The organism is Shewanella sp. WXL01, from assembly GCF_012263345.1.
Lineage (GTDB): Bacteria > Pseudomonadota > Gammaproteobacteria > Enterobacterales > Shewanellaceae > Shewanella > Shewanella maritima.
The window spans coordinates 1-24,915 of sequence record NZ_JAAIKQ010000014.1; the positions used below are offsets into that span (position 1 = coordinate 1).

The window sequence follows — 24,915 nt, forward strand, 5'->3', positions numbered from 1 at the left end:
TTGCATGTGTTAGGCCTGCCGCCAGCGTTCAATCTGAGCCATGATCAAACTCTTCAATTAAAAGTTTTTACAGTCACTCTCTATAAAATAGAAAGAACTGACTCAATGAATTCTACTGTCATGCGTCAATTTAAATCGAATCATCAATTCAAATTAACTTGTGTCGTATGAACATCTTTGAGTTTTAAATTTTGTGACTCATCAAAAGATGAATCTGTCGAATTTAACGCTCTGTGAATGTCCACACAGATTACTTGATAAATTGTTAAAGAGCGTTGACCGTTTAAGTGGTCAGGGCTGCGTATTTTACGCATTCCCATGTGAGCGTCAAGCGTTTTTTCAAACTTTCTTTTCGCTCTTGATTTAAGTGGTTAGTTACCGCTCAAACCAAGCTGTCAGGCTAGCTGGACTTACTAAGCTTATCGCTTAATGTTTGCTGCTGCGCCGTCTCTACCAAGCTTGTTCCAGACAAGCTTTGGCATTCCCTACGTCCTGTAGGTCAGTGGGTGCGCATTATAGGGAGCAGATTTAATTGCGCAACCCCTAAATTGTAGTTTTTGATAAAACCAAAACCAAGCGCGCATATTTTCAACAAAATGTTCATCACGCGTATCGATATGGCTGGATAGACGTACTTTCAAAGCCATTGAAGTAGCAGAAACAACAGTAAGGTAACGGATTTGATAAGCTGTGAGGTAATAAAGAGGCAGATGGCAGTGGTATACAAAACAAAAGAGGGTAAACCAATTGGGTTACCCTCTTTTGTAATTACTATGCGGTTAACGTTTATCACTTACTATTTATTACAAGTGACTCACTAGCTTCAACCACTAACCATTACTTACAGTGCTTCAAGTACTTTCGGTACATCAGCAATTGAATCGACTACTACACTCGCTTCATCAATACCATCTTGTTTTACTTCTTTACCTGTGCGAACCAGAATGTTCGTTGGCACACCAGCAGCTTTACCCGCACGCATATCATCAGCTTTATCGCCAACCATGACCGATTGACTCATATCAATCTTTAAAAATCTCGCTGCGGTATTAAGCATACCTGGTTTAGGTTTACGGCAGTCACAATCTTGTTTGTACTCACCAATTCCTTTTTCAGGATGATGCGGACAATAATAGATACCATCAAGGTCAACACCTTTATCAGCAAAGTTCCAATCCATCCATTCAGTTAAGGTATGGAAATCATCTTCTGTGTACTTGCCGCGCGCAATGCCTGACTGGTTAGTTACAACGACAATCTTGTACCCTAGTTTTTTAAAAGCTAAGCAAGCCTCGAATACGCCTTCAATGTATTCAAAGTCATCGACTTTATGGACATAACCATGATCAACATTAATCACACCATCACGATCAAGAAATACTGCTTTAGCCACTAAACTGCTCCTAGGATATAAACTGCGCGCTATTATCACACCGTCAAGCTATTTGGGCTAGTCAAACATGCCAAGATTAACCAGATTTGCCAAATTTTGCGGTTTTCCGTTACTAGGTCTGCATTTTTATTTGATGTTTCGCTTTATAAAAAGATCACAAAAAGTTAATCTTGCTCGGATATGTAGTGCCAGATAAATATAAGAGTCGATGAGTACAATAGCCCCTATTATGCACAAAACCCGCACCCAACTCGTTGTTGAGGCGCTCAGAGAGCGAATTTTGTCGGGGGAAATTAAAGGTGGCGAGCCTCTACGACAGTCAGCGATTGCAACCCAGCTTAACGTTAGCCGCATCCCAGTTAGAGAAGCCTTAGTGCAGCTCGAAGCGGAGGGCTTAGTTAACTTTGAGCCTCACAAGGGAGCAACCGCAACATCACTTTCTGTTGAGCAAGTGACTGAACTCTTTGAACTGCGCGCATTAATCGAAGCAGATTTACTCGCTAGAGCGATACCTAACCTAACGGCTAAAGATATCGCCCATGCAGAGGGTGTGTTAAACCAATTAGAATCAGCATTTAAACAACCCAATGCCGTTGCCAGCTGGAGTGAGCTAAATACTCAATTTCACACGCAACTTTATCAGGCGGCAAATAGACCGCACACGCTAGAGGTTGTTCATGGCTTAAACACAAACTGCGACCGCTACATACGCTTACAACTGTTATTAACTGGTGGAATTCCCACTGCTGAGCGCGAGCATCGAACGCTACTAACGCTATGCCAGCAAATGGATGTGGAAGCAGCAACCCAGTTATTACGCGAACATATATTAGGTGCGGCCACCGCCATTAAAGCCTTGGTAAAACAACAGTTAGATAACTAACTCCATCGCTATTAGCCGCAATTAGAATTTAATTTTAGATTTGTGAGAACCACTATGCAGTACGCACATATTACAGGCTGGGGAAAATGTGTACCACCAGCAACCTTAACGAACCATGATCTATCTACCTTCATGGACACGTCTGATGAATGGATTAAGCCGCGTACCGGTATTAGTAAGCGCCATATTAGCCATGTGAACACATCAGAGCTAGCCACAGTTGCAGCTAAACGAGCGCTAGACTGCGCGGGTATTGAAGGTAAAGACTTAGATCTTATCATTTTGGCAACGGCCAGCCCTGACACGCTAATTCCAAATATTGCATCAACCGTTCAAGCTGAAGTGGGTGCAACATGTGGTGCATTTGATATCAACGCAGCATGTAGTGGCTTCCTTTATGGCCTTGGTTTGGGCAACTCAATGATCCAAAGTGGTCAATACAAGCGCGTACTTGTAGTCGGTGCTGAGCGACTGTCTTTCTACCTAGACTGGTCTCGCCGTGAAACCGCAGTGTTATTTGGTGATGGTGCGGGCGCAGTTGTACTGGAAGCATCTGAGCAGCAAGGTGGCATCATGGGTTACGAGCTAAATAACGACCCTGCTGGTCGCGACATTTTAGCATCGGGCTTTGGTACACAAATGGATCGATTTGAAGCTGACTCGCTGGACTTTTACATCAACTTAAACGGCCAGGAAGTGTTTAAGCGCGCGATTCACGGCATGGGCACACTGAGTAAGAAGGTGCTAGAAAAGTGTGAGCTAACTAAAGAAGACGTGGATTTAGTTATCCCGCACCAAGCAAACGAGCGCATTATCGATACCTTAATCAGCCGCATGAAAATCGATAAAGAAAAAGCCTTCGTCAATATTGCAGAATACGGTAACACATCTGCGGCAACTATCCCGATTGCGATTTGTGATGCACTAGATCAAGGCCGTATTCAGCCAGGACAAACGATACTATCTTGCGCATTTGGTGCTGGTTTAACTTCTGCGGCCGTTTTACTCAAATGGGGCGAGCGTACAACGCCGATTAAACAGTCAGATGCTGAGCTGCCTGAATGCACTCAAGGAGCGCTAGAAATCATCAAGCCAGCTGTTGACTACTTCTTAGGCCGTGAACAAAATAACGCTAAGTAACGATAGCAAAAATTGAATTTAAGCCTAAAACGCCCATAGCAACACTATGGGCGTTTTTATATGTGCCAACTACCGATGCAGCGAAGAATGTAACAGCAAACTATCGATATAGCTGAGCCAGCTCCACTAGCTTGGTCGTCTCGCTATCTCCCATTGCATTTAATTGAGCAATTAACAGCTCGGCGCATGCCAAAGCATCAACCAAAGCATCGTGAGCACTGTAAACGGGGAGCTGATATCGCTCACGACTCGCACCCAAACGTAAACAACCCTCTTTTATTACTTCATGCTGTTTAAGCCAGCGTTGCTTCTCAATTTGTAAGGTATCAATAGCCACAAAAGCAAGGTTTACCCCAAACTGCTGCGATATTTTTGCCTGTAGAAACTGAACATCTAACTGAGCATGATGGGCTACCAATACTTTGCCGCGAGTTTGCTCAATAAACCAAAGTAAAGCTTCATTTAACGAAAGCGCAGAGGCTAGCGTGTCATCGACTACACCATGCACTGCAGCGCTGTCGCCAACACTGCCTTTGATTTCAATAAACTTTTGCCGCGCCCCAACTAAAGGGATTTGAGCTTGTTTAATCGGCACTAAACCAATGCTAACGATTTGATCATTTATCGGATCTAGCCCTGTCATTTCAAGGTCAATGGCAACTAACTCAGCCTGCGCAGCTGTATCGCCAAAACCACCTGCCATTGCCAGTTGATATTGACTCAACTCGTTCATATCTATCTTGGTTGCATAGCGGCTCAACCAAAAGCGATACCAGACACACTTAGTAATACTCACTAAAAGCTCCGAGTGAATTTAAGCTTCAACCCGGCCTGAGCATCATGGACCACTTTAAAAGCATCACGCAATTGGTGACGCATTAACGAAGATAAATGTTGCGGCTTAAGATAATTACTCAGCGGCAATTGGTGAGTCGCTTGGTAACCTTGGTTCGAAAGGCGCATGTGAGCGATAAACTCATGAGCATCGGCAAGATTGAGCGCATCTTTACGGTTAATGATTTTCTGCTCCATCAGCAAACGTATCCGCTTAGCGGTATTCACCTCCGTAATCCCCGCACTCAGCGCATAGACTCTGGCAATATCATTGATAATTGCGCTGCCTTTGTGCTTTAAATCCATCCCCTTAAGCTCGCTGCCATCACGCTCTAAAACAAACTTTCTAAAGAATCCGAGCGGCGGGTTTTCGTTAAGGGCATTATTGGTCATGCCTGCCAAAAAGATGTCATTGTCTTTGGTGGCATTTAGCACACTGATTTGCAGCTCATCAAACAAAGATTGCGGCCCATAAACTGCGCGCATATCAAAGAAAATACTGGCATGCATTAGCGCTTTGGGATCAGGGTTGTTCACCCACTTACTAAAACACTGCTGCCACTGGCTTAAACCCATACGCCACTTAGGGTTCTGCGCCATAATGTCGCCGGGGCAAAACACATAACCACAGTCATTGAGCCCTTTGCACACGGCTTTAGATAATTGCTCAAAGTAAGATGCTGCAAATTCATCAGGTTCATGAGCCAGCAATAAACCGTTATCTTGATCTGAGCAAGCCACTTGATCTTGCCTGCCCTGTGAGCCAAAGGCTAACCAACAAAATGGCATTGGCGCTTTGCCTAAAAGCGTTTGATTGATGTCAATTAAACGCCTTGTGAGCGCATCCGTTACAGAAGTGAGCACGCGGCCGATTTCTTCCGCTCGTGCATCTGCGCTCACTAAGTTTTGCAGCAATACCGGGATTTGTTTACTCACCTGAACCAATGATTCAACGCTATCTTGCTTATCTATTTCTTTGATTAACAGCAGTGGCTGTGAGCTCTGCGCGCGTAATATATCACTACTGGTGATCATGCCGACCGGCACACCCGCATCAACTATAGGTAAGTGATGAATATTGTGCTCACTCAGCGCAAGCATCGCCTCGAAAGTTAAGCTATTGGGGCCAAGGGATACTGGCTCTCGCGTCATAGCCTGGAATACCTTTAAACTGCCATCGAATCCCTGCGCCAATACCCTATTTCGTAGATCGCGATCGGTTAAAATTCCCACCAGCTTTTGATTATCGACCACTAACAGCGAGCTTACCCTTTGACTCTGCATTAACTTTGCCGCAGATTGCACTGATTCATTGCCCGAAATCGTTATAGGTGATTTGGCCATCAGTACGTTAACTTTACTTGTTGTAGTGAGGTCTTTTGCGGTAAACCTGCCTTGATGGCGCATGCGCCTGGCGTATGCTCGATTGAAAAACTGATCAAAACTGCGGTAATTTGCGCGCAAAAAATCAAAGGTTTGTTCAGAAAGGTGATACACCAAACTGTCTTCTAAAATCGCTACTTTGTTAGTGACTTCTTCACCCGTAAGCAGTGAAGGGAAACCAAAATAGTCGCCCTCGCCTAGCCTATCAATCAGTTCGCCTTGGCCGTCCCTTACCTCAAACGCGCCGCTTCTCACAATAAAAAGCTGCTTATTATCAGGCTTTAACGGCACATAACGACTTGCTTTGCCATAATAGCCAACAGTGAGTGACAAGCTCGCCTGACGCAAATCTGCCTCGGTCAAAGCGTCAAAGGGAACTAGAGATTGTAAGAACTGAACAATCGGTAGGATTTCGCTTTCATCCATCGTTTACGACCATATCCAAGTTGAATTGTCATGAATTGCCATCATTCAACTATATAAGGGCGCAGCATGGCTAGGCTATTCGACTAAAGCCTATAAGCTTTAGCACTCACGAAACTTTGAGGTGCACCCTATACGCAATAACAAAAAAGAGCTCCGAAGAGCTCTTTTTAAAATCAAACTAATTTCATCAAATTTTAGTGGTCGTGTGCTTCGCCTGCACCTTTAGGGAAACGAATAGACTCAACCATTTCAACAACATGATCAGGTACCGCTGCGGTTACTTTGCTCACCGCAAATGCGACAGCGAAGTTGATGAACATACCCAACATACCGATACCCTCAGGCGAAATACCTAAGAACCAGTTATCTGCATTGTTAGCACCTACATTCACAAACTTGAAGTAGATAATGTACGCTGCGGTAAAGGTTAGACCCACAACCATACCTGCAATCGCGCCCTCTTTATTGATAGTGCGAGAGAAGATGCCCATTACAATCGCTGGGAATAGTGACGCAGCAGCTAAACCAAATGCAATTGCAACCACTGCGGCAACAAAGCCTGGCGGATTAATACCGAAGTAACCGGCCATTACAATACCTGCCGCCGCCGCAATCCGAGCATACAACAACTCTTGCTTATCGGAGATATCTGGCATAAAGCTCTTCTTAAGTAAATCATGGGACACCGAGGTAGAGATAACTAACAGCAGACCGGCAGATGTTGATAGCGCCGCAGCTAAACCACCAGCTGCAACTAGCGCGATAACCCATGCTGGTAAATCTGCAATTTCAGGCGTCGCCAGTACCATGATGTCTCGGTCAATCTTCATCTCATTGGCATCACCGTTCGAATAGTAGATGTTGCCGTCGTTGTTTTTATCGTCCCACTTAATTAGGCCTGTTTTCTCCCAGTTTTTAATCCAATCTGGTGCAGTTTCATAAGCAACACCTGTTGATTCAGGGCCATTGATGGTTTCAATCATGTTTACACGAGAGAATGCCGCTAATGCAGGAACCGTAGTGTACATAATCGCGATGAACACAAGTGCCCAACCAGCCGATACACGTGCATCTTTAACTTTAGGTACAGTGAAGAAACGTACAATTACATGTGGCAGACCCGCAGTACCAAACATCAGAGCACCAGTAATAAAGAACACGTCAATCATGCCCTTAGAGCCTTCGGTATATTGGGAGAAGCCTAGCTCGGAGGATAATCCATCGAGCTTATCGAGCAAGTATGTGCCAGTACCATTACCGGCTGCATCAATCAATTCAGCACCAAAGCCAATTTGTGGTAATACGTGACCTGTCATCATCACTGAGATGAAAATCGCTGGCACCATGAATGCAAAGATAAGCACACAGTATTGAGCAACCTGAGTATAGGTAATACCTTTCATGCCGCCGAGCACCGCATAGAAGAACACCACAGCCATACCAATGTACACGCCAGTTTCAACTTCAACCTCTAGGAAGCGCGAGAATACCACGCCAACACCACGCATTTGGCCTGCAATATAGGTAAAACAAATGAAGATGGCACACACAACCGCTACCGTACGCGCCGCTTGTGAGTAGTAACGGTCGCCAATAAAGTCTGGCACAGTAAACTTACCAAACTTACGTAAGTACGGCGCCATACACAGTGCTAGTAATACATAGCCACCAGTCCAGCCCATAAGGTAAACCGAGCCGTCATAACCCACAAACGACACAATACCTGCTAATGAAATAAACGATGCGGCCGACATCCAGTCAGCGGCAGTTGCCATACCGTTCATCACTGGAGGCACCCCACCACCAGCAACGTAGAACTCTTTAGTAGAACCTGCGCGAGACCAAATCGCGATACCTATGTACAGCGCAAACGTTGCGCCAACAATTAGGTAGGTCAGTGTTTGAACGTCCATTGCCCTATCTCCTTAGTCTTCTTGCACGTTGTATTTTTTGTCCAATGCATTAGCTTTTGCCACATAGACAAAAATCAATGCCACGAACACATACATTGCGCCTTGCTGCGCGAACCAGAAGCCTAATTTGAATCCCATGAAGGTAATTTCATTGAGCACATCCACCAATAAAATACCGCATCCAAAAGACACTGCTGCCCATATTGCCAACAAACTAAGAACGAGACGTAGGTTCTCTTTCCAGTAGCCTGCTGCCTTATCGTTATTTTCAAAAGCCATAGCGACTCCCTTGTGCTATTTATTGTAAAGTCTTAGCAAATCTAGCAAGTCTAAAGGGAGGGACAATCAAGACCTTAGTCTAAGCTCAACTTATAATCGCCATTAAAACCCTCAATTAATAACAGCTAAATCAACAACTTAAGCCAATCTAAAACGATTTCGTCCAGATCGAGCATGCTAGACTATGGTCTAACAGTACGCAGGGCGAAAACGGAGTAAGCCTTCTGGTTGATGGGGAATCTAAGTAAAGGAAAGCATTGTGCATGTTAATAACTGTAATCTGAGCTTTATTTTGCAGTTAACTTGAGATAAGCGCCTCTAGCAGTTACAATTTTTTAACAAAGGATGACACAAAAGTTGTAGCGGCTTAATAGGACTGTGAATTGCTGACAAGCAAGAAGATAAACCAACAACATTTAACGTTTGCAATTGTTTTTGGCTTACTTGGATTCGCCATCAACAGCTACCCGATCCCATTTTTTGCTAACGTACAATTAGTATTAGGCAATACCTTTTACGTCATTTCAGCGGTGTTATTTGGCCCCTGGTATGCACTAATTACCGCTACGATTGCAGCTACAGGGTTGCTTTTAGCCTGGGACAGCCCGCACGTCTACGTTATCTTTTGTCTTGAAGCACTTTTTTTAGGTTATTGCCGTAAGCGAGACATTTACTCGTTATATGGCAGCGCAATTTATTGGGTGTTCATCGGCTCACCAATTTTTTACCTATACTCTCGAGTGTTTTTTGATATACCAAGTGAACACGTCCCCTTCACGGTGCTGAAACAAGGTATTAATGGATTAATCTACGTCAGCATTGCTTCACTGCTTATACTGTTTGTCCCAAGATTATGGAACTTCGAAGGTAAAGTTCAGGACAAAAAACGCCGCCAATTCAGCGCCCAGCTAACCTACTTTATGACGCTGATGGTGACAGTTTCACTATTGATTTCGGCAATCGTGTTCAATTACTTTTATTTAAGCCGCCAGCAAGATTTGCTGCAGAGCAAGTTGGAAAGTAATGCGTCTTACATTGGCTCTGCGACTGAAAACTACTTGAACAACCATAAACAAGTCATCGACAACGCTGCTAAGCAATTTAACTTAATGCAATCCTCAACAGAGCAGCGCCAGCAGTATTTAAATACCCTGCATCAATCTTATCCAGGCTTCATTACCATGTTAATAGCTAACCAAGATGCTCATGTTATTAACGCGTCACCTAGTTCTCGGTTTTTAAATATAAAGGGAGATATTCAGCAGATATCGATTAAAGATCGCGACTATTTTATTGAGGCTTTTTACAACCGTAAGTTGTTTATCTCTTCAGTTTTCTTAGGCAGAGGCTTAGGTAATGAGGCCATTATCGCCATCAGCGCCCCGCTATTCGATAAAGGGATACCTACTGGTATCATTGAAGGTTCGCTAGATTTGAACCATATCAGTAAAGTAGAAGATATTGCTAAAGAAGCGCGCGAGCAATCAATCATCCTACTTGATGAGCAAAACCAAATAGTCTATGCCAGCGATGAATTAGGCCTTAAACCCATCACTCAATTTCAATACAACCAAGGAAATAAGTTTTACCGTACCAGTTTAGACCTACTCAATATTCATGACATAGAATCCATTACTCCTGAGTATTTCTACGCTAAAAAGCAACTTAATAACGGCTGGACGCTATATGTTGTTGAGGAGTTCTCGCCACTACTAAAGTTAGCAGAAAGCCAAATGCTCAACAGTTTTATCATGTTATTGGTGTCACTGCTCTTCTCTTATCTGATATCAACCAAGATTAGCCGCTTGCTTAATGGTCCGCTTGATTTAGTCGCCAACCACTTTAGTAAAATGGACGCTAAACAGTTGCAAAGTTTACAACTTGACGAGTCATTTCCTCGCGAGGTCTACAACCTGTACCAAAGACTATCTGCCAGTAAGCAGCAATTGCTGTCACACCAAATGGCGTTAGAAGGCATTGTCAGTAAGCGCACTAAAGAGCTAGAAAGCGCCAACAAAAAACTAAAAGACCTAGTTGATAAAGACACATTAACTGGATTGTACAACCGCCGTTATGCCGAAAATCGATTTAATGATGTATTGGATTTCTGTTTGCGCAGTGAACAGGCCATTACTGTCGCAGTGCTAGATTTAGATTTCTTTAAAACCATTAACGACTCATACGGTCATCTGGCCGGTGATGAGTGCTTAAGACAAGTCGCTAAACTGCTAAAAACGCACTTTAAACGTGATACTGACATTATTGCTCGCTATGGCGGTGAAGAGTTTATTCTTATCTTACCTATCTCGAATGCGCTTAAAATTGAGCAACACCTCAACACCTTCCGCAAAGCCATTGAAGCCAATGAAATCGTTATGCATGAAACCGGTAAGCGCTTTAACGTGACTGCCAGTATTGGCGCGATTACCGCCAATGCCAGCTACTCGAAAGACTTAGACGACTGGATCCGCATTGCGGATAACAACCTTTATCAGGCTAAAGATGTAGGTCGCAATAAGGTGATTATTAACATCATTGATGACACCACCCTATTCGATGAGAATTCGCCAATTGAAGAAAAAGAAGTAAAACAGAAACTAGAACAACCCGAATAGTCCACTTTTACGCTATTACACTAATACAAACTATTGCTCAGCAGCAAAGGTTAATGCTCAATAAAGCCTTGCATCCGCTCTACCACATACGGATAAAACGGGTTCCATTTTTGTCTCAGCATATCCGATGGCGGCACACTGAATAATCCGCGCTCACCACTGTAAATCGCCTGCCCAATGCGGATAAACGGGTAGTCATCAGCAACATCAACGCCATACAGTGGGTCATTTGCAGGAAACGGCAGCGCTACATGAGAGAGTGAAAACACATCTTGTGGCCAAATGTAGTTAAGTGTTTTGAACTGATCGCCCTTTAACTCATGACTAACGGTTCTCGCTTGCACTTGTGCTGAGTTTACTGAGATATTTTCCACTAGCGTTACATCAAAATTCTTGTTTATATCCAAACCTAATGTCGCTAGCTCAGCAAGCGGCTCATTGGTCATTAAATTACGATTCACCAGGTTTCGATTCACATCAAACATCACGATTTGATGCTCACCCACTGGTAAATAACGGTATAAATTATTAAGAATCGCGCTGGTTGAAACCGTAGCATCGACAGCTGATTGAAAGGTTAAAATCGGCGCTATTTTTTGTTGTTGCTCAGGATTAAACTGACTAATTAACTCAAGATTGCGCTGCGCCACACCATAAACCACATCGGCCGCATTAACCGCAAACGACAAATACTTAAACGGATCGTACTCAATTTTGATGCTATTCCAGGCAAGCTTTTCTAGCCCTAGCAGTTCACCTAACCTTGCCTGCCAATAAGCACCTGCAGCAATGGTAGGCAGGCCAATAGCGGGTGACACAAACACCATACGCTCATAACTTCCCTGCTTACCTTTAGCTATTTTTTCAAGCTCATGGTTAAGCGCAAGCGCGGCGCCAGTTGAAAACCCCACCACATATAACGGCTTACCGTTGAGCTGCTGTTTTAGATCCTTGGTCACCAGAGCAACCGCTTTAGCCATATCTTGCCAGTGCAAGTCGGTTAACGCGCTAGGAATGGTGCCATGCCCAGGTAAACGCAGCGATACCACATCTGCACGGTCTATAAAATTTTCAGCCAGATGACGCATCGAATATGGCGAGTCAGACATACCGTGAATAAACAACACGCCAAATTGTGCCGATTCACTGCGCGACACAAAAGTGCGATTCCAATTAACTTGCCATTGCCTTGGATCAGCAAGCGAGTCAGTTTCAAAACGATTGATTGCGGAAGCGACGGTTGGCGAGTAGCGTTGGTAAATCTTGGTGTCGACCTCTGCAAACAGCTTATCTTCAAGCGCTAAATAATCATCAAGCGTTTCAATGCCCTTTTGACCGCGATATTGATGGGTGAGCTCAGTCTTGTGCCATAAGTCCAAATCCGCACGATTATTTAACACCCACACCAGCCCAAACAACCCTGCGACAATAATGCCAATAAGGGCATAGCACAAAGCAAATAGAATATGTTTAGTTGAACCAATAACAATCGCGCGCATGGGTTTCCTTTCTATAGCGAGTGAAGTAACCTGATTTTGTTTCAGTTTACCGATTGTAGCGATGAAATATAACCACGCCGTTAACGCTTATTTATCACTAATATTATAAGGATAGCTACTTGTGCCCCATTACCAGATAATTGGTGATATCAATGCTGAAATACTCATTTACCTGCCCAATGTGCCTATCATGCCGAGCTATGAAGATGGAGTATCAAGCGCTGAGAATAAACCCATAGCGCCTGATAACCCAAAATTTTGCCAACAGTTAATTGCTTTAAATGGTAACCATTGGCGTAAAATCCTCACCATAGCGGCGAAGCTATGCGCCCATGATGAAAGCCAGTGGCGAGATATCAAAGATAGCCTGTTCTCTAGCAGTGGAACTATTACTAAGTGTAAAAGCTGTGCCTTGATTATCTGCTGTGACAAAGAATTGCAGCCAGAGAAAACTCTTCACCGACAGCAAGAGCCACAAGTGAAAGTTGATTCACTCATCAACAATCAAACCGTGTGGCATATTTTTGCAGGGCAACAAGTTCAGCAACATTTTAATCTCGATTTAGCTAAACAAATTGAAAAATCCGATGCTGACTCACCAGATAAACTGCCAAGCAAAACAGTTAACAGGCAACTATTAACGCCCTACCTGGATTACCGACAATTTCCCAATAAACTGATTACTGAAATTCGCAAGGTTATTCACGACTATGACTGAGTCATCCCAAGCTGCATCATTAGCAAGAAGACGCAGCTAGGGCATTGATTAACAAAGAATCCACCAATTGAGAAATTAACGGTACAAAAACGCCGCCCAAGATTTACTCATTGGCGGCGATTTTAATTGGCAGCTTTTACAATGTTATCTAACGACTAATCGTAAATCGTTGGAATTGGCTCGCGCTTGTGTTGAGTACGCTTGTAAATGCCAATTAGCTTGGCTTCAACGCTGTCATCCACATCTTTGCCTTCTAGGAAATCATCGATTTGATCGTAAGTCATGCCTAATGCCACTTCATCTTCAAGCTGCGGTTGATCTTCTTCCAAATCAGCCGTTGGCGCTTTAGTGACTAATACATCTGGCGCACCAAGGTAGCTTGCTAGCTGGCGAACTTGACGTTTGTTCAAACCAAAAATTGGTGCTAAATCACACGCACCATCACCGTATTTGGTGTAAAAGCCAGTAATGTTCTCAGCGCTATGATCAGTGCCCACTACTAAACCGCCAACCATACCAGCGATTTCATACTGGGCAATCATCCGCATACGCGCTTTAACGTTACCTTTAACAAAATCAACTTTACTCGCCTCAGGCAGCTCAATACCCGCGCCTGCAAGACCTGCTAATGTAGATGCATGCACGCCTTCAACGCCATCAGCAATGTTTACTGTGACTTGTTTACTTGGCTCAATGAACTGACAAGCTAGCTGGGCTTCGTCTTCATCTTTTTGCACGTGATACGGCAAACGCACCGCAATAAATTGATAAGCCTTGTCGCTTTGCTCGGCATTTAACTCGTTCACCGCTAACTGGCATAAACGCCCAGTGACTGAAGAGTCCACACCACCACTGATCCCAAGTACCAGGCTAGTGGTATGTGACTCCTTTAGCTTGGCTTTAATAAAGGCAACGCGGCGCTGCACTTCAAACTCAGGCTCAATTGCTTTGAGCACTTTCATTTCCCTTAAGATTTGTCCTTTCACGTCAGGCTCCATTACATCAAATTAAACTAGCCTGAACTTGGGATAAGGAAGTGCCAATGACTCTCTTGTTCAGAGCTAGATCTAGCACTAAGTTTCTAGCGAGATAGTTTTGTTTAGTTCAAGGCGAAGCTACGCGTCAATAGCTAGCCTATTGCAAGTAGCTTCAACACAGAAATAGACAAAAATAGCCGTTAGAAACCGATTTATTATCCCGAGTTCAGGTTAAACTAGAACCATTCTATAAAATTCAGCCATAAAAAAAACGCTAATGTGGAATTCACTAGCGTTTTTTTATCTAAAAATAGGTATTTCTAGCCAACTGATTGAAACCAAAGTCGATGTAAGCGTTTACTATCGCTCCCAGTATGACTCTTCTAGGCTGTCTTCTCGCTCGGGTAAGGCGCGAGACAAACGCGGGCTATGCTGAGCTAACACTTCGTAAGCAACGCGGTTAGCATACTTACAAATTTGCGAGAATGACGAATAGCATAATCCCTCACGCTTATGCTTGCTCGAACCAGGCACGTTTACCTTGTGGAACACGTTAGCAGATAAGTCGTGTAACAATGCTGATAAAGCTCCATCGCCCGCGCCATTGGTGTTACGGATAAGCTCTGGACCGCCCATATAAGGTGAAATATGCGCATAAACCTTAATTGGCTCATCACAATCAGCTTTTAACATCGGGCGCGAGAACTCATAACGGTTAAACTCAGGAATAGCGCCAGGCAGCAGTGGATGACTCGTTTGGCGCTTAGCGCTGTCATCAACATAACCTGCAGTGTAAAGACCAATTGGGCCAGCTGTGGTTAATACCATGTCGCACCACTCAAGCGCTGCTTCACTCGCAAGCAGTGGGTCAACTTGACCTGTTAATGCCTCACCTTCATCTTCATTCATCGCAAGAATAGTCACATGTTCTTTAATGAACTTTTGCCACCACTTAGGGTCTTCCTGAATTAAGAAGCGTGTTCCTAGGGTTAGTACCACTGGTACATCGGCTTCTTTGGCGTATTCAATTGCCTTCATTGCCGCGCTAGTCATGCCATCGCCTTCAGCGGCGCGCATTAGGTACGCAGTAAGTACTAACGCCGCACTGTTTTGTACCACATCTTTATTGATGAACTCAGGCGTTAGCTTGTCCATCGAACCTTTGCTAATGGCGAACGTACGCTCACCATCGTCAGAAATCAGCGTGAAACAACGACCAATCGGGCCATCAACAGGTTGTAGGTAGTTAAGGTCAACTTTAGATGAGGTGTTGCATAAATAACGGTATGCGTAGCTGCCAACCATAATATTTTGGCTCATTACGCCAAACAGCACCGAGCGGTCATCGGCCAAAATCGAGTAGTTATGTACCGTGTTACCAATGGTGCCACCAGCAAACTCGTCGCTGATCATATTGTTCGACTTAAGCTCGGTATATAAAGCGTGCGCTTGCTCGTCGTTAATAAGAGTAGAGTTTCCTTTTGGTAGGCCGTAACGCTCTAACAATTCCGCTTCAACTTTCGCCTCAATGTCGACCAAAGTTTGGTCAATACCACAGACATAACTTGCTTGTGCTTGAGGTTGATGAGTGAGTTGAGCTAACAGGGGATCGCGATGATTTACTGGAAAGTAATGTTTAGATTTACGCTGTCCGGGAAACTTCATATTGTACTCTCGTTGATTAGCATCCGTGCAATTTAATCTATAAACCGCCATATAGGCATAATGGCGGCAGATCTTACCTGAACACTGAAATAATTAACACTGTAACGGCTATAACTATCTGAACCTATGGTTATATATTAATCAGGGATCACATTTCGTCAATTGCTTGTTAGTTAACTTTTTTGCGCTTGTTTATAGCGCTTTACCAACACACATACCTTTGATTGTTTAGCAAAGCCATATTGTAACTATCACTCGCTGATCAATGCCGAGTCTCGTATAATAGCCGCCACTTATTTTTCATCCTTCAAACGGGCTTTACCATGGCAAAAACGGCATCTGCACTTCACATTCTAGTTAAACACAAAGTACTCGCTGAAGAGATCATGGATAAACTCAATAAAGGCGCCAAATTCGATGTGCTTGCAAAAAAGCACTCTACTTGTCCATCAGGTAAAAAAGGCGGCAGTTTAGGTGAGTTCAAAAAAGGACAAATGGTGCCAGCATTTGACAAAATTTGCTTTACTGGCGAATTGATTAAACCACACCTAGTAAAAACTAAGTTTGGCTGGCATGTGGTTAAGGTGCTGTATCGCACTTAACGGCTAAGGCTCAGTAGACATCCCTCTCACTTTATAAGTGTGATAAGGGCTCTCAACAGAGAGCCCTTTGTTATTTTAACCATTCAATTAGTGTTTACGGCGGCCAAATCCAACCAAAGCTAACATCATTAATGCCAACCAACCTAAACTACTGCCTGATGAATCAGTTTCAGGCTCTGGTTCAGGTGTCACTGGTGTAGAAGGCTCAACGCCATCTGACATTACTGTAAGCATAAAGCTTGTTGATGCCTGATCTTGTTGGTTAGTGCTATCCATCACTGTCACCGTCACTTCGGTTTCACCATGCCAGTCAGCAGCAGGCGTAATGGTTAACATAGCGCCGTCAGCGGTTACGGTAACATTATCACCAGATGCACTAACAGAGACCGCACGGTTTTGACTATGCATGTACTCAACAGCAATACCTTCAAGTACTGTGTTCTCATCTATTTGATGATCAGCCATATCAAACACAGTTATATTGCCGGCAACAGGAACAGCAACAGACTTATTGACCGTGTTTCCGGTGCTCAATGTTGCACTAACCATTACGTCATTGTCACTTGCAACTGCTGCACTAGTTACTTTTGCTGAGAAACGAGTCACTAATCGTGTACTTTCAGGCCCTTGGTAGTTAGCACAAATCACCATATTACTGCCAAACTTCTCTGGCTCGTTCACTGCATAGTCATCTACATGGAAACCGTTAACTGGGTAGTAGAATCCACGCACACCTTGGTACCCCTTCAAACCAATCGTATGTTCACCTTTATCGTCATTCATTTCTTCATAAGTGAAGATCAACTCATAAACGTTAGGGGTAAAGTCGATTTCGGTAGAAGCCAGTATTGAGAAGTTATAGTGAGTTTCATAGTCTATCTCTGCGCCAAACCAACCAGGAATAGAGCCATACATTTTCTTCCATTGCACGCCAAGATATTTACTGTCGTTTAGTGCGGCAGCAAACAGCCCGTTGCTATACGGTGTAAATGTATCAAAGTCGATACCAGACTCATTAATTGTCACCCCATCTTTGCGCCAGTAAGGAGCAACCACTAGATCTTTAATCCCGTCAAATTCCAGGGTATAGCCAGGTAGAGACTCAATCACATGGGCATCAAACTTAAGCAGTCCATTACCCATAATGGTGATGATATTGGTTGTGTCATCACGAGAGACACCGTACAAAGGAATATGTGGGAAATACTTGTCAGCACCGACGAAATCCGGAATTTCAAACATTTGATTCCAAGTGCTGTCAAACCCAGGAAGCTGAGGAACGCCAAGCGCTTCAAGATCTAAGAAGTGAGTCTGATCGCTAAACGGTAAGCGACACATTTCATCCTCAAGACTTGTAGTGAACTCATAACGTGGCTCATCATCTTTAGATGAAGGTTGAGTACCATTTATCATCAGTTGCTGTGCCTGTGTCTCAGTTGTCATTGAATTGAAGAACTCGTTACCACGCACGCTATCTTCAATTAGCGTCATCCCCGCTGGTAGCTCAACTGTCAGGTTTAGCTCACGCTCTAAGCCATTTAAGTTAGCTTGATGAACCAGTTCAAAATCGACAATATCGCCTACGTTTGCGCCAGTATGAGAACTTGTGAGCTGAACGTCATCACTCGTACGGGTTAAACGCAGCGGTATTAAACCGATATCTTCTGTGTTACTCGTATCAGTTCCAAGGGCAATTGCACCATGATATACGTCACCTTCTACAGCGCTAGGTAAATCCCAGTTGATATTCAAAGACTGTGGTGTAAACCCATCGCTAGAAGTCGGTGACACACTCACTTCACCAGAAGCCTGATCACTAACTAGAACTACATTGGTCACAAAGCGATTAGCCATGTCATAAGGATCTTCCCAATATAGTCCCCACTTCATATTGGTTAGCATGTACCAATATTGCCCTGGCTCAGGGTTATTGATGGCGCAGTAATCACGCATTCGCCAATCTGAGACACAAATCGCTTCGTTATCCCAGTGGATCTTGCCATCATTATTTACATCACGACCAATACTCAAATGGCTTACAAATTTAGCAAAGTTATCTTCCTCAGCGATCTCAACTATGAGTCGCTTAGTTCCCTCTGGAACCTCGAAGAATCGATAACCAATTTGCGAGTCCTCACTCGGCACTGAATCTTCCATATCAAATGGCCACTCAGTATTCATTTTAAGGTGATACTCTTGCTGTTCGCCTTTCGCCATTCCATAAACCACAGCTGACAAATTATCAGTAGCTGAAGCAACAAGCTCTGGAGACAAAAATTCACCTTGCTCACGACCTATATTAGCCTCAATGATCACTGGAAGATCAGCCTTCTTATAAGTGGTGATAATTGGTAATACTTGCTGAGGCTTGCCAGAGTCCATTGGGGTTAGCTGCAGCTGCCCCTGGAAGGTGTAGCCGTTAGTATTACCTTGCCCTAAAGGCGAGTCAGATTGAAAATCGATATCAGGCAACTTCGCCGTCACCATAATACGCTGGCTTTCGCCGGCACTTAGCGAAAAGTTTGTTGGCGTAACGCTAATATTCATAAGCGACGCGCCCGTATAACCGATTTCTTCAGCACTAACATTCCAACTACCGTCTTCTGTTGCTGTAACCACTCTAAACCAACTACAACTCCCTTCGCATTCACGGTTAACCAAATACGGCATGTTGAGCATTTTAATGTCACCGCCCACTAATGGATCTGCATTTTGATAATTCTCAATGGTTTCATCCAAAGTTAATGTCGCATTGATTGCATTCGCGACATTGACAACACCAGCACCACCGTCGTCAAACGCAAATGAAGCTTGAGTCGCAGTAGTCGTTAAAGCAGATTGAATTTCCGCAGGACTCCAATCTGGGCGGGCATTTTTAATCAACGCCATCGCACCTGCTACGTGCGGTGAAGCCATCGAGGTACCGCTAATTGCAGCCCAATTCATACCATAGCCTGTCATGGTAAAAATTCTGTCATTAGCGTAAGCAGCAAATACATCTACACCAGGAGCTGCCAACGTCGGCGTCATGATATGTGGATTGGTCTTACTCGGACCGCGAGAGGAGAAATCAGCCAGCTCATCAGCCTCGCCCATTTCTGTATATAGTGAGCCGTCACTGATGGTAGCAGTATGGCCAATACCAGCTGCTAGCCATTCGACCACTTTACTACCGTCGTATGCGCCGATGTGTGCCGTCGGCAATGAATAATAATCTGCAACTTTCACAGCATCTGGCGACTCATATTCCCAGTCTTGTTGAAGGTTATATAGGATCATCGCCCCTGCACCACCAGAGCGAATATTGTCAGCTTTGGCAACCCTAGCTTGGTCGCTACGCTGGCACACAACAATTGGCGAAGTGGCTAGCGTAGAACCATCGGGGTAGAAACTGAATGTCCCCTCTGTAAAAGGGGCATCACAACTCGCGTTAGCGCTGTCATAATCTGCAGCTAAAACCACAGGGCCTGTGTAGCCACCTGTTATTGATGCCGCGCGCATTGGCCCCCAAGGACTAGGGCTTTCTTCACCACCCGTAAAACCATCAATGGTTTTTTCTTTAGAGGTAATTACGCGCCCATGAGTACTAGCAGCAACTGTCGTTACCCAAGGGGAGACATGGTCCATCCAAAAGGAACCGGCGTTACCCGCAGATGCAGCAACAGATATTCCTGCCTCACGTGCGGCTAGAAAAGCAAGTTCTGTAGGGGCTTGCCACGGATATTGCTCTGCACCACCAATGGAGTAGTTAATTACATCTACACCATCAGCAATAGCATCGTCGATAGCTTTTAGAGTCGTTTCTTGTGGGCAGCCTGCATAAGGTGCCCCTTGACCACCCGCCCAACAAACTTGGTATGAAACAATGTTCGCATGAGGTGCCACACCAGACACTCGCGGGAAGACTAAGTCAGTATCTCGCCCTGTAATTTGTTCACCATAGCCACTCTCAGCAACCTGGTAGGCAACATCAAGCAACACGTTACCAGCAACGGTCGAAGCAGTATGCGAGCCATGACCGTTATAGTCTTCGCCATTTGCTGGGCGAACATGTTCCCATGGAGCGTTCCAACCTAACCCTCTAAATACCGGATCACCATAGCTATCGGTAATTTCCGTATACGAGCGAATACCGATTAATTTGTCGTTACACATATGGGAAAAATCGACTTGCTCGCAGTCACCTAGGTAATTGCCCGTACCAAGAGGGTTTATAATAGCTACGCCATCATCACCCATTGGAGCAAAAGACGGGTGCTGACTATTAATCCCCGTATCGAGAATACCTACGGTAATACCGGCTCCGGTAAATTCGGTGCCAGTTGCAGCACCCGACCATACTTTATCAGCGCCAATATGCTCAGGCCCCACATCGGTATGCAGTTCTTGCACTATAGAGCGGGTAACAGCGCGAACCCCATCAAGCTTGGCCACACGGGCAGCTTGCGCTTGAGTCATCATTAAACTCATACCATTGAAAGCATATTTGTAGGATTGGCGAACGTTGTTATTAGCTCCCGCTTTGGCACTAATATCAGAAAGCACTTTAGCTTGTTGATTTTCAAGGTAGCCAAGATAACTAACACTGGCCGCCGACTGCAGGTTAAGTTTAACCCTAGGCTGCTTGCCAAATTGCAAAGGCCCTTGAGCAACACTTGCAGCAGTTGCCTGTAGTCCAGAAATGCCACCTTGATAAGTTGCAATTGGCGCATCTGAAAGCTGCACAATGTAAGTATGCTCACCCGGAGCTAAATCGGTTTCCATTTGAAATGGAACCTTATCTAACCCCACCTTTCGAATATGTTGATTAGGCGCGACAGTTTGAGTGGGACGATTCAACCTAGCATTTTTAAACTCATGCATACGTTGATATTCTTCATTTGAAATGTCGACGCCCTGAACGTCCATGCTAGCCAAAGAAAGTGATACAGGCTGCTGACTGGCAGCAGCTCCTGCACCTGCTGCATACATAGCCGCAATGGTCATTAGGCTTATCTTTTTTATTTTCATTAAAACCTTCCTGTTTTTCTACCACGCGAAAAAAGCCACCAGTGGTAGTGTTGAAAAATCCGCAAACTGGTAATCAGCTCGCTATCAAATTGTTATCTTTTTGTTTAATTTCAATCCAATAGAAAGCACCTATAGCTTGATGCGCGGAAGGTATATTCGAAATAAAGAGTTTTTACATCGGCAGGTTTTTAACGCGAAAACAGTCGCACAATCTAGGTTCAGCTAATATTGCTGATTATTCACAAGCATCAGCTTCATCAAATTCGCGACAGCTTGATACAAATTGTAACAACCTAACACCCCTTAGCTTGCTCACTAATTTTTTATTCGGTAGCTTGTGCAAAAATTATTGATTGCGATAACCATAGTGCGGGCCAACTCGCAAGAATAGTCACTAAAACTGCATAGATTAAGCTGGATTTAACTCGGGTTATTTATGCTTGTTACCTAGTTAAATTTAAGAGGTGATAATGGAGCTAAGGCATCTAAAGCACTTTGTTACTTTGGCTGAATATAAAAGCTATAGCCTTGCTGCTAGTGAGCTCAATATCTCCCAGCCATCATTAACAAGAAGTATCCAGCGTTTAGAGAGCTTACTTGAAGCCAAACTAATGGAGCGCAACTCTCGATTTGTAAAACTCACCTACTTTGGCAATATCGTGCTAAAACACAGTGAGAAAATCTTATCGTCAGTCAGTGACCTCGAAGCAGAAGTTAAACTGCCAAGAGACGATTCATTCAATGATATCGTGCTAGGTGGAGGTAACTTAGTAGCATCCCATGTCTATGACAGTATTTTGGTTGAATTCACAAGAAAGTACCCTAACTTTAATGTCGAGCTTTGCTATCGCTATGTCGAAGAGTTGTATGGCTTAATGCTCAAGGGAGAATTGGATGTTTTTCTCGCAGAAACCAGAATCACTCAATTAGACAAGATGCCAGACATTGACATCATCCCTTATTGTGAATCAAAAGGCGTCTTTTGCTGTCGCCCTGGACATCCACTATTAAAAGAGAAATACCTATTTACCCCAAGACTAAAAGACTACCAAATAGCCTTACCTCGAGGCACACCAGTAGAAATAACCAGTGCATTTGATGACTTGTTTGACACCGAACGAGAATATTTCAGCGGCTTAGTTCGTTTTGAAGAAATCCACACCATCAAGCACTCTTTGTACAACAGTGACATGATTTGTTTATTACCCGATGTCATCGTCAAGCAAGAGCTAGAAGCTGGCCGACTGGTATTGCTGAATATTAACAATATGCCTCAAATAGATGTGGCTTATGGGATCGTAACGATGAAAGGCAAGCCAATCAAACCAGCTGTTAAAAAGTTTATTGAGTTTGTACAAACCACTGCCGAGCATAATAGTTAACCCAGCGTTGGTCATTATTGTTAAGCGTTAGCTGTTATGCGCAATCACTTAAATCTGTTTTATCACTTTGGCAGGGTTACCGCCAATCACCACGTTGTCGCCAAAGCTTTTGGTGACAACTGCGCCAGATGCCACAACCACGTTATCACCCAAAGTCACACCAGGGTTAATCGTTGCATTACCACCAATCCAGCAGTTGTCGCCGATAGTTATGGCTTTCGCGAACTCTAAACCGCTATTGCGCTCAGTTGCATCTAACGGATGGCTTGCGGTGTAAATACCAACCTGCGGGCCTATCATACAGTTATCGCCAATGACGACCTTTGCGCAATCAAGAATTACACAACCAAAATTGGCGTAAAAGTTGTCGCCGACAAATATGTTACTGCCATAGTCGCAGTTAAAATGTGGCTCTATGGTGATGGCACCTTTTACCGCGCCAAATAGCGCTTTTAATAACTGCGTACGCTTAGCGTTATCTGTCGCTGCAGTGTTATTGTATTTGGCACTTTGCTCTCGGGCGTTGATCCGCATTGAGGCCAATTCAGCGTCTGCAGGGTCATACATTTCCCCTGCTATCATCTTCTCTAATTCAGTTTTCATCATCTTGCTACACCAAAAACGCTCGCCAACAAAGTCCATTAAAAAAGCCCGTCAAAACAGCCCCTCGAAAAACTCATTAGCCTATACTGCAAAACTCGTTTTTAACCTGTCTCAGCCATTTCAACAAGACAAGAGCGACCTAAAATTACCACTTTGTGAGCAAAATTAAACTACGGTGAACATGACAACCGCTTACTCCAACCACTTAACTATTTTCAATCAAGACGCCTTAGTGATCAGCCAGGTAACAAGTCCGGCATTAATTGTCAGCTCGGCCATATGATCTAAACCAATAAGTTGCACATTATGCGGAAGTTTAATATCAGCCAACGCTACAGTACCTGTATGGCAGATATAATACATTTCATCGTATTGTGGCATCCCTTCAAATTGCTCAATGTAGCTTTTGAGTTCTTCCTTCGATGACTGAGACTTCACTTGGATAAACGCTCTACGACCAGTAACAGGCGACATAACATCAAGGTCAATCGATTTTTCAACTTTGCCTAAAGTGGCGACGCGTTGCCAGCCAGCATTGGCAAACACCAGATCGACCAGTAACTCAAAGTCTTGCCAGCCTAAGTTACTAATTAGTGGCTTTATGCTGGACTCAAGTTGCATAAGCGAATCCTTGGCAGCTTTAACTTCAGCAAGTTCAATGGCATTAATTCGTTTAAGCAGGTAATCCGACTCTTTTACCGAGCAAATCGTGCCTCTAAACATCTGCACTTTAGTTAATTTCCCGCTTAGGTTCTCAACATATAAAGGCTCAGAATTAACGTTACAAGACTGCCACTGGCCGATGACATTCCTAACCCTGCTGCCATCTTCAAGCTCAATGACTTCTTCGCTGGCAAAACACCAATACAGTTTGCGCTTATAAACCGTAATCCACATGGTAGTTGCAGGTTGCGTGTAAAAATCCTTAATCTGGTTGGTGGTTTCTGTGGCTTTGCCTTTCTTTTTCCACTCTTGCCAATAGCGATTGATAAAGTCCCAATCACCTTCTAAGCATTTCTGATGATGAGGATTATCAAAGCCAAGTCTGATCATTGGCTTATCACCTTCGATACAACGCGCCTCCCAGTCGCCAGAACGCCCGAGCTTAATAAATTTTACTGTTGTCGCTTCTATCAAATCTAAACCCTCAACTGAACCCTAAAAATGCCAGCCTGATTGAGCAGGTGTTGCTAGCTTGAGTTAACTGCGCACTACACCACACCGAATACAACTGTGTTTACTGGGTCATTATCTCCAATAATTGGGGTTGCGGTTGTAACGCAAATAACATTAGCCATTGATAATTTGAAGTGAAAAAATAACGACACAAAACTGTGAGCCTAGATTGACCCAAAGGTAAATTGAAGAGTCGGAACTAGATACCGGCTTCATGAAAGAACTTAAGCTAACAACAAAAACGGCTAAACCAAAAACAGGTTTAGCCGATTGATTGCGTATTTGAGATAGGTATTCTGAGCTATAACGCTAGAGCTTGAACCACCAATAGTGTTCGCAGGAGTCCTATCCTTTAGGTATATTTTATTTTACCTGGGCGAAAAAGGATTCATCCTTGCTTGCAGCAGTAATAGTTTT

17 protein-coding genes are annotated in these 24,915 nt (G+C 43.9%); 6 read left to right on the forward strand and 11 right to left on the reverse strand.

What is annotated here, in order from left to right; all coding sequences use genetic code 11:
* Positions 1 to 841: 841 nt before the first annotated feature.
* Positions 842 to 1,393 (reverse strand): D-glycero-beta-D-manno-heptose 1,7-bisphosphate 7-phosphatase, encoded by a 552-nt coding sequence (gene gmhB / locus G3R49_RS18910; protein WP_130602331.1) that lies wholly within the window; start codon positions 1,391 to 1,393, stop codon positions 842 to 844.
* A gap of 208 nt (positions 1,394 to 1,601) precedes the next feature.
* On the opposite strand from gmhB, the gene G3R49_RS18915 reads away from it, so the two are divergent.
* Together G3R49_RS18915 and G3R49_RS18920 are read left to right on the forward strand one after the other, a co-directional pair.
* Positions 1,602 to 2,276: a GntR family transcriptional regulator gene (locus tag G3R49_RS18915; protein ID WP_130602329.1), complete on the forward strand. Its 675-nt coding sequence runs from the start codon at positions 1,602 to 1,604 to the stop codon at positions 2,274 to 2,276.
* Positions 2,277 to 2,330: 54 nt separating this feature from the next.
* The gene (locus tag G3R49_RS18920) at positions 2,331 to 3,416 is read left to right on the forward strand and encodes a ketoacyl-ACP synthase III (protein ID WP_130602327.1); all 1,086 of its coding nucleotides are present in this window, start codon (positions 2,331 to 2,333) and stop codon (positions 3,414 to 3,416) included.
* A 100-nt stretch (positions 3,417 to 3,516) separates the two neighbouring features.
* Here the strand turns inward: G3R49_RS18920 and G3R49_RS18925 are convergent, their stop codons facing one another.
* The 4 genes from G3R49_RS18925 to G3R49_RS18940 all read right to left on the reverse strand — a co-directional run bounded on the left by G3R49_RS18925 (position 3,517) and on the right by G3R49_RS18940 (position 8,251).
* Positions 3,517 to 4,212: an exonuclease domain-containing protein gene (locus G3R49_RS18925; protein WP_242620258.1), complete on the reverse strand. Its 696-nt coding sequence runs from the start codon at positions 4,210 to 4,212 to the stop codon at positions 3,517 to 3,519.
* Positions 4,212 to 6,059: a DUF294 nucleotidyltransferase-like domain-containing protein gene (locus G3R49_RS18930; protein WP_130602325.1), complete on the reverse strand. Its 1,848-nt coding sequence runs from the start codon at positions 6,057 to 6,059 to the stop codon at positions 4,212 to 4,214. Before G3R49_RS18930 ends, G3R49_RS18925 begins: the two co-directional genes overlap by 1 nt.
* Before the next feature lie 194 nt (positions 6,060 to 6,253).
* Entirely contained in the window at positions 6,254 to 7,972 is a 1,719-nt protein-coding gene (locus tag G3R49_RS18935) for a sodium:solute symporter family protein (protein ID WP_130602323.1), read from the reverse strand.
* 12 nt (positions 7,973 to 7,984) lie between these two features.
* Positions 7,985 to 8,251: a DUF4212 domain-containing protein gene (locus G3R49_RS18940; RefSeq protein ID WP_130602321.1), complete on the reverse strand. Its 267-nt coding sequence runs from the start codon at positions 8,249 to 8,251 to the stop codon at positions 7,985 to 7,987.
* A gap of 383 nt (positions 8,252 to 8,634) precedes the next feature.
* On the opposite strand from G3R49_RS18940, the gene G3R49_RS18945 reads away from it, so the two are divergent.
* Positions 8,635 to 10,866, forward strand: a complete 2,232-nt coding sequence (locus G3R49_RS18945; RefSeq protein WP_242620257.1) for a diguanylate cyclase — start codon at positions 8,635 to 8,637, stop codon at positions 10,864 to 10,866.
* Positions 10,867 to 10,916: 50 nt separating this feature from the next.
* On the opposite strand, the gene G3R49_RS18950 is transcribed toward G3R49_RS18945, so the two are convergent.
* Complete coding sequence (locus G3R49_RS18950; protein ID WP_130602319.1) at positions 10,917 to 12,365, reverse strand: carboxylesterase; 1,449 nt, start codon at positions 12,363 to 12,365, stop codon at positions 10,917 to 10,919.
* A 121-nt stretch (positions 12,366 to 12,486) separates the two neighbouring features.
* Between G3R49_RS18950 and G3R49_RS18955 the strand changes: the two genes are divergently transcribed.
* Positions 12,487 to 13,083: a hypothetical protein gene (locus tag G3R49_RS18955; RefSeq protein ID WP_130602317.1), complete on the forward strand. Its 597-nt coding sequence runs from the start codon at positions 12,487 to 12,489 to the stop codon at positions 13,081 to 13,083.
* A 155-nt stretch (positions 13,084 to 13,238) separates the two neighbouring features.
* Here G3R49_RS18955 and nadE read toward each other — a convergent pair whose 3' ends face one another.
* On the reverse strand, positions 13,239 to 14,069 hold the full coding sequence (gene nadE / locus G3R49_RS18960) for an ammonia-dependent NAD(+) synthetase (RefSeq protein ID WP_130602315.1): 831 nt from the start codon (positions 14,067 to 14,069) through the stop codon (positions 13,239 to 13,241).
* Positions 14,070 to 14,420: 351 nt separating this feature from the next.
* Positions 14,421 to 15,725 (reverse strand): inosine/guanosine kinase, encoded by a 1,305-nt coding sequence (locus G3R49_RS18965; protein ID WP_130602313.1) that lies wholly within the window; start codon positions 15,723 to 15,725, stop codon positions 14,421 to 14,423.
* 323 nt (positions 15,726 to 16,048) lie between these two features.
* On the opposite strand from G3R49_RS18965, the gene ppiC reads away from it, so the two are divergent.
* Positions 16,049 to 16,327: a peptidylprolyl isomerase PpiC gene (gene ppiC, locus G3R49_RS18970; protein WP_130602311.1), complete on the forward strand. Its 279-nt coding sequence runs from the start codon at positions 16,049 to 16,051 to the stop codon at positions 16,325 to 16,327.
* 87 nt (positions 16,328 to 16,414) lie between these two features.
* Here ppiC and G3R49_RS18975 read toward each other — a convergent pair whose 3' ends face one another.
* Positions 16,415 to 21,337: a S8 family serine peptidase gene (locus tag G3R49_RS18975; RefSeq protein WP_167870702.1), complete on the reverse strand. Its 4,923-nt coding sequence runs from the start codon at positions 21,335 to 21,337 to the stop codon at positions 16,415 to 16,417.
* Between the two features lie 470 nt (positions 21,338 to 21,807).
* Between G3R49_RS18975 and G3R49_RS18980 the strand changes: the two genes are divergently transcribed.
* Entirely contained in the window at positions 21,808 to 22,719 is a 912-nt protein-coding gene (locus G3R49_RS18980; protein ID WP_130602307.1) for a LysR family transcriptional regulator, read from the forward strand.
* A gap of 48 nt (positions 22,720 to 22,767) precedes the next feature.
* Here G3R49_RS18980 and G3R49_RS18985 read toward each other — a convergent pair whose 3' ends face one another.
* Together G3R49_RS18985 and G3R49_RS18990 are read right to left on the reverse strand one after the other, a co-directional pair.
* Positions 22,768 to 23,361 (reverse strand): sugar O-acetyltransferase, encoded by a 594-nt coding sequence (locus G3R49_RS18985; RefSeq protein ID WP_278044720.1) that lies wholly within the window; start codon positions 23,359 to 23,361, stop codon positions 22,768 to 22,770.
* A 180-nt stretch (positions 23,362 to 23,541) separates the two neighbouring features.
* Positions 23,542 to 24,459: a hypothetical protein gene (locus tag G3R49_RS18990; protein ID WP_167870703.1), complete on the reverse strand. Its 918-nt coding sequence runs from the start codon at positions 24,457 to 24,459 to the stop codon at positions 23,542 to 23,544.
* Between the last annotated feature and the right edge of the window lie 456 nt (positions 24,460 to 24,915).

Coding starts and splice junctions, on each gene's coding strand:
- G3R49_RS18915 (WP_130602329.1), top strand. CDS start 1,602: ATGAGTACAATAGCCCCTATTATGCACAAAACCCGCACCCAACTCGTT.
- G3R49_RS18920 (WP_130602327.1), top strand. CDS start 2,331: ATGCAGTACGCACATATTACAGGCTGGGGAAAATGTGTACCACCAGCA.
- G3R49_RS18930 (WP_130602325.1), bottom strand. CDS start 6,059: ATGGATGAAAGCGAAATCCTACCGATTGTTCAGTTCTTACAATCTCTA.
- G3R49_RS18935 (WP_130602323.1), bottom strand. CDS start 7,972: ATGGACGTTCAAACACTGACCTACCTAATTGTTGGCGCAACGTTTGCG.
- G3R49_RS18940 (WP_130602321.1), bottom strand. CDS start 8,251: ATGGCTTTTGAAAATAACGATAAGGCAGCAGGCTACTGGAAAGAGAAC.
- G3R49_RS18950 (WP_130602319.1), bottom strand. CDS start 12,365: ATGCGCGCGATTGTTATTGGTTCAACTAAACATATTCTATTTGCTTTG.
- G3R49_RS18965 (WP_130602313.1), bottom strand. CDS start 15,725: ATGAAGTTTCCCGGACAGCGTAAATCTAAACATTACTTTCCAGTAAAT.
- ppiC (WP_130602311.1), top strand. CDS start 16,049: ATGGCAAAAACGGCATCTGCACTTCACATTCTAGTTAAACACAAAGTA.
- G3R49_RS18975 (WP_167870702.1), bottom strand. CDS start 21,337: ATGAAAATAAAAAAGATAAGCCTAATGACCATTGCGGCTATGTATGCA.
- G3R49_RS18980 (WP_130602307.1), top strand. CDS start 21,808: ATGGAGCTAAGGCATCTAAAGCACTTTGTTACTTTGGCTGAATATAAA.
- G3R49_RS18985 (WP_278044720.1), bottom strand. CDS start 23,361: ATGGACTTTGTTGGCGAGCGTTTTTGGTGTAGCAAGATGATGAAAACT.